This is a genomic window from Sphaerospermopsis sp. FACHB-1194 (assembly GCF_014696235.1).
GTDB lineage: Bacteria > Cyanobacteriota > Cyanobacteriia > Cyanobacteriales > Nostocaceae > Sphaerospermopsis > Sphaerospermopsis kisseleviana.
On sequence record NZ_JACJPU010000034.1, the window covers coordinates 52589 to 58588 of the forward strand.

General features: G+C 37.1%; 5 protein-coding genes. 2 read left to right on the forward strand and 3 right to left on the reverse strand.

Going from position 1 to position 6000, the window contains the following annotated elements; genetic code table 11:
- Positions 1 to 1613: 1613 nt before the first annotated feature.
- Together H6F45_RS18295 and H6F45_RS18300 are read right to left on the reverse strand one after the other, a co-directional pair.
- Positions 1614 to 1781 carry a hypothetical protein gene (locus H6F45_RS18295; protein ID WP_190348015.1) on the reverse strand — a complete coding sequence of 56 codons (168 nt, stop codon included), beginning with the start codon at positions 1779 to 1781 and terminating at the stop codon, positions 1614 to 1616.
- Between the two features lie 31 nt (positions 1782 to 1812).
- Positions 1813 to 4218 carry a GH116 family glycosyl hydrolase gene (locus tag H6F45_RS18300; RefSeq protein ID WP_190348016.1) on the reverse strand — a complete coding sequence of 802 codons (2406 nt, stop codon included), beginning with the start codon at positions 4216 to 4218 and terminating at the stop codon, positions 1813 to 1815.
- 280 nt (positions 4219 to 4498) lie between these two features.
- On the opposite strand from H6F45_RS18300, the gene H6F45_RS18305 reads away from it, so the two are divergent.
- Positions 4499 to 4738: a hypothetical protein gene (locus tag H6F45_RS18305; protein ID WP_137668851.1), complete on the forward strand. Its 240-nt coding sequence runs from the start codon at positions 4499 to 4501 to the stop codon at positions 4736 to 4738.
- Positions 4735 to 5196, forward strand: a complete 462-nt coding sequence (locus H6F45_RS18310) for an HNH endonuclease (RefSeq protein ID WP_137668852.1) — start codon at positions 4735 to 4737, stop codon at positions 5194 to 5196. Before H6F45_RS18305 ends, H6F45_RS18310 begins: the two co-directional genes overlap by 4 nt.
- Before the next feature lie 315 nt (positions 5197 to 5511).
- Here H6F45_RS18310 and H6F45_RS18315 read toward each other — a convergent pair.
- The coding region (locus tag H6F45_RS18315) for an IS5 family transposase (protein WP_190348017.1) at positions 5512 to 6000 on the reverse strand (489 nt) is incomplete at its 5' end.

Genomic DNA, 6000 nt, shown 5'->3' on the forward strand with positions numbered 1-6000 from the left:
TTTAGTAGATGCAGTTGTGTCTTCTAAAAATTCCACAAGCTGTAATTCAATAGATGTTCCCTGAATATTATTGTATAACTAGCCGCCGAAAATTATTAAGTCTTTTCAGTAAAGTTTCATAATTTTCCAGTCAGCTAAGAAGAGCATTCATATTGCCTTCTTAAAAGCTACATTCGTATTTATACTATTTTTTTTCTCTAATGTCATCTGCCACTTTGGCAGTCTTATAAGTTAAATTTACTGAATATCTCAGAATGTTCATTTAGCCAATGTGCAACTTTCACTTTTGTCCCATTTTTGTCAAGAAAATGGGGGGTAACACCCCTCATTTTATGAGGTTATCAAAGTTGATTATCTTGATTTTTCCGCCAATTATTACTATTAACTAAATTCACAAACCTTTATAAATTAAGCATTCTAGAGAATTTTATCAAAAAACAATACCGGATTTTTCATAAATTTCACTCTAGAAGTTTAGTGATTATATATTGTTATATGTTTTTCTTTTAGGTCTGATGGGAGAATCATTAGGGCTACACTTATTCTTAATGGCGGCTGGTAAATACATAGTAATAATTGTATATCAATAAGTCCGATCTTCTAAAAATTAAGTTGTTGTTGATACTATTTTATGATATACTACATTTATCGTCTTTATCACACAAAGTTACACATAAAAAAACACCCATAAGCGGGTGTGTTAAGAGAAAAAGTAATATATTAAACCTGCATTTAATCATGTAATCAAACCGCTCAATATAAATTAAGCGTCATCAGAGAATTGTGAATTTAGCTGAGTGAAAATTTTGAGTTTTTGTGAAGTCAAGTAACTCAGTTGCTAGGGAGAAAAATTATCATGTCAATTTTATTATGTGTAAATGTAAATCGTTAATTATGATGAGTTTGTGTTTTAGAGATTCTAAAAAATTGATACTTATGTGATTCAGTAGGTGAATTTGGTGATATACAAATTTTGAGATTTGGGCAGTAATTCACATTGGTTTTTACTTGCCAATCAGAAACCAAAGAGCTATAATATAAATCCCTAGCACTGGAACTCTTTTTTTATGAGTAACGGTGCAGTTGGTTGTAAACCTGAAACAATCAAAATCGTTGCTGCTGCTTTTTCTGACCCTACATAGACCTAGATTTTGTTTTGTACTAAATTTTGTACTATCTGGCTGGTTTTCAGTCAAGGTTAAACAACACAATTAAGCGCAGAAACTCATAGCATCTGACATGAGAGTAACTTTTATATTCTGAATGCCAGCTAATTCTATCAGGGTGAGGTAGGTTTTACGGTTTTTATATTGAATGTTCATTTTTCCAATGTTCCTGGAGATAAGTTTTAAGTGGGTTGTCCTCGATGCTTCAAAGTGAATTTTGAATTATTTATGTATCCTTTGGCACAAAAATGTTCGCATTCTGAGAAAAAGAGTAGTTATCTATAGACTTTGTTGATGAAACAGGTGTTCATTGCGTATTTTCAAACATGGGTATAGGGGTTGAGAACTTTCAACTATTACTATTACTGTTTTTTTCTCAGGATTCCGGAAATAACCAGAAAATAAAATCACATTTCTGCTGATACATTTTTTAACTATAAAAGATGTTTATTTACGACAAATCTTAAAAAAATCTAAAATTTTTACGTAAAGTTCTGCATAAGTGCTTGAGCGAAATGTTACCAAAGGATATGGGGAGGTGGGGTGATGGGGAGGGAAATAAATTCTTCCTTCTTCTTTCTCAACTCCTATTATCTTCTTACTGTCACCTGTCACCTGTCACCTATTCCCAATTCCCTCTTATACATTATTTAAAGCATAGGTAAACTGCCCAGATAGCCATTGCCCGTAAATACGTACTAGCGCGAAAAGTACCTGCTGCGGTGATAGCTTCCGGGGTGCGGAACTGTAAACCGTTTTCATAAACTTGTTTAACCACCGCTTCAGTTAAACGCAAACCTTCATTTTTCATCCCCATCTGTAACAAAAATGCAGCTAAACCAAAATTAATACCTGTCCAAACTTCTAGGGGATGGGTAGCGTAGGGGTTTTCTGGTGAACCATCGGGAAGGACACCGTTTGCAGCGCCAAATTTTCCATTTTGGAACTTGAGGAAACAAGCATTATATATAGTAGTCAAAGCAGAAAGAGCGTTATCAGTGGGTACAATATCTGGTAAACTAAGCAAACGAGCATAAAATTGCCCACATAACTGATCAGCCATCACCACATTAGAACCACTTTCACTATCCAAACGGTAAAACTGACCATTCCACAGTTTTTCTTGATAAATTGGTTGTGATTGATTTAACCAAGTTTGATAGATTGATTTTTGGGAAGTTGTGTGTTTATGATCTTTGAGAATATCACAAATAGCGATCGCACTTTCTAACGCTGCTAACCACAAACCACCACAATAAGCACTAACACCATTTAACCGCCAATCGTCAAAAGTCTGATCCGGTGCGCCAGAATTTTCTGGTATACCATCTCCATCTAAATCAAATTGTTTCACATAATCCAAAGTTTGCACAATTGCATCCCAACATTCTGCGAGAAATTCGATATCATTTGCACCAGTAAATAGAAAATCGCGGTATACTTGCAAGACAAAATCACAACCTAAATCTTTCCACAAATTGCAATCTTGATAAGCAGTATAATTGGTTTTTTCCCAAACCCACTCATTAGGTGCGCCTAAGTCGTGAGGTGTAGCACCTGCTACTTTACGGATAGCTTGGGGACTTTCAGTGTTGATGGTGAGATAATAACCGATAATTCTAGTTCTATCATCACTTTGGGGAATTGCCCTAGCAAATGCACGCATAACGGCTTTTTCTAGTTCTGGGAATAACATTAATAACCCGAAAGAACCGTATAACCGCACATCTAAACTTTCATACCAGCGGTAATCTAAACATTCTAACACTGCAAATTGACCGATGGGGTCTTTTTCCGTTGCTGCACTCCAGAGAGTACCCCCACTGGTTAAGTCGTAGAGTTCGTTAAATAACGCCATTTTCAACCAGTCGGGTAAGTCTTCCCGGTTTAAAATAGGACTTTGCCAGTTTTGAATTTGCGATCGCCAATTATGATATTCTTTCAGTGCATGGGTAGCAATGTGCCAAGCGTTATCACCACTACAACCAAAAAAGTCTGTATATCTGCGATAATAGTTTACACCTTCTGCAAATTCTGTCACCGGAAAATCCCAACTTAACACAAAAGGAACTTCTAAAGTTTCCCCTGGTTGCAAAGTGAAACGCACAGCAACAGCAGCACCTAAACGAGTATTTTCATCTGTGGGAGTTTCATCTAAATAATTAGTTAAAGAACCATCTTTACTAAAAGTCTGCCAAATTTCCTCACCATTTCCTATAGTGTTAAAACGGGAATGATAAAATAATTCAACTTGATCATTTTTAGCAGTAGCAATACACCAAGTTCCATCACCTTCTTGGGGAGTTTCATTATTAGTAACTCGACCTAAAACACAACCTAAAAACTTATCATCTTCAACTAACCAATTATAGTTACCTTTACTTTCTCCCCATTTTGGTTGATATTCATAAACAGGACTGCCATCATCTCTAATTTTCACATCAGGAGATTTTAAAACATTGGTAAACCAACCTGCCATATTTTCCCAAGTTAGCATTATACTAACAGTAATTGGTTGGTTAGTTGGGTTGTGTGCAGTCCATAGGAAAACCGCTACAGGATAACTGGTTTCTTGGTAATTATTAGCCCAGATAGGTGAAAATTGTTCACAGGTTAATTGAACTGGAAAAACATTTTCATAAACAAACCAACTACGGGGATAAAGTGCATGATAAATTCCTACATTTTGTGGGGTGGGCATCTTGCCCGCCTCTTCTGATACCTTTGAAGAAGGTGGATAAAATTCCCAAGTTTGTAATGTGTTATCTTCTGGGGGTTGGGTAGATAATGCGTAGGTTTTGTCTGATGTAAAGATGCTAAATTGACAAGCAGGGACATTTTTAAATGTATGTTCTCCACCGTCAATGTGCCATAAATTGAAATCTCCGCGAGAGGAACGGCCGATACAACCTGCACCAAAACCACCTAATGGCATTCCGTGAAATGGTCCATCATCGAGGTTGCTGGGATAGCGGACGGTGTAGGGTTTTTCCCATCCTAAACCGATGGGGCGTTTCCAGGTGTAGGGGGGTATTTGGGGGTGGGTGTTCATGGTTTTGAGGATCACATTTTTGATGTTAATGCAGGGTAGCTGTTTATGTGGTTTTTTTCAAGTAGTTATGAGGTTGTTTTTTTCTCACGCAGAGGCGCAGAGGCGCAAAGGAAGAGAGGTTTTTAAGTGTATTATTATTTTTATTTCGCGCAAAGGCGCTAAGGAGCAAAGGCGCAAAGGTTGATTTATAATTTTAGGTTGAGTTATGGATAGGAATTTTATTTATTAGATATTTAATATGTGATAAGATGTAGTTTATTACAAGAGATCAAATAAGTCTATGATTACTCAAGTGATGATTCAACCCTCATCCTGGGTAGAGTCGGGAATTGAAATCAAAAAAGTTAGAGATTTGAATTTGTTTAAGTTTAGCTCTGAGTTACAGTCTCGTTTGGAAGAACTTTCTGAAAGAAAGAAGGCGGAAATGCTAACTGCAAGTGAAGAGGCTGAGTTAGCAGGAATATTAGAACTGGATAGAATTTTTACTTTATTGAATGCGAAAATAATTGCTGAATCATGACAGTTAATGATACGACCAGAAAATTAGTCAGAGAAAGAGCAAAATTTCTATGCGAATACTGTCATTCTTTGGAAGAAGCAAGTGCAGCTTTATTTGCAATTGATCACATTATTCCTCAATCTCTTCCTGGTTCATCAGATAATCCCGATAATTTAGCTTTAGCTTGTCAACGTTGTAACGGATATCGCTATAATTTCACAACGGGTATCGATCCGGAAACTGGAGATATCATTCCCATATTTAATCCGCGAAAACAAAAATGGTCTGATCATTTTATTTGGTCGGCTGATGGTTTAAAAATTATTGGTATTACTCCTACGGGAAGGGCTACTTGTAATCGTTTGGATCTTAATGATGAAAGGCATAATGAAGGTTCTATTATCAAAGCACGTCGTTTTTGGGTAAAAGGTGGTTGGCATCCTCCAGATGAAGACCCGCGTCAAAATGAGGATGATTGAAATGTTATATTTATGGCACTAGCAAAAAGGATTTTAGTCAGTTTTAACTGACTTGGGCTATTAGACTGGGAATTCATTCCCAGGCGGGTTAGAAGGCTAATGAAAGATGGTGAAAGATATCAATTTATAAATTAGTTCAAGCTTGATATACCTTGGTTTTTATCATACACAATGTCAATCTTTTCCATTTCTTGGATGAGGATATCTTTAATTTTCTCATAATCAAAATTTTCATATAGTGGAAACTTTTTTTGGCATAAAATTAGTAGTTCATCTAGCTCAGAGGGTGTTTGAAAAGTTTTTGGCAGTCAAAATTTAGGCAAGTCGCCTAACCATAATACGGATCATAGCAAGGTAGATAAAAGTCTCAGATGTTTCGGGCAATAATTCATAATCTCGGACTAATCGCCGACAACCCATCAGCCACCCAAAAGTGCGTTCTACGACCCAACGCTTTTTGAGCAAGACAAAGCCCTTGGTTTGTTGTGGTCGCAGAACTACTTGGACAATCCAACGACAAAAATTCATCACCCATTGCATGAACGGTTCGCCGTCGAAGCCACCATCTACCCAAATAGTGGTCAAACGGGATGCTTGCGTTTGAGACTGTTTCACCCGCTTGAGAACTTTTTTTCCGCCTTCTCGCTCACCCACATTCGCGGCTGTTACCAACACTCCTAAGACTAAACCCAAGGTATCGACTGTCAGAAATCGCTTACGCCCTGTAATTTTCTTGCCTGCATCAAAGCCCACTGATTGACTCACCATTGCCGCACTTTTCACACTTTGGCTGTCGATAATCGC

What these genes read in the sequence shown, in the direction of transcription:
- H6F45_RS18310 (WP_137668852.1), top strand. Translation starts at nt 4,735, where the DNA reads ATGACAGTTAATGATACGACCAGAAAATTAGTCAGAGAAAGAGCAAAA.
- H6F45_RS18305 (WP_137668851.1), top strand. Translation starts at nt 4,499, where the DNA reads ATGATTACTCAAGTGATGATTCAACCCTCATCCTGGGTAGAGTCGGGA.
- H6F45_RS18300 (WP_190348016.1), bottom strand. Translation starts at nt 4,218, where the DNA reads ATGAACACCCACCCCCAAATACCCCCCTACACCTGGAAACGCCCCATC.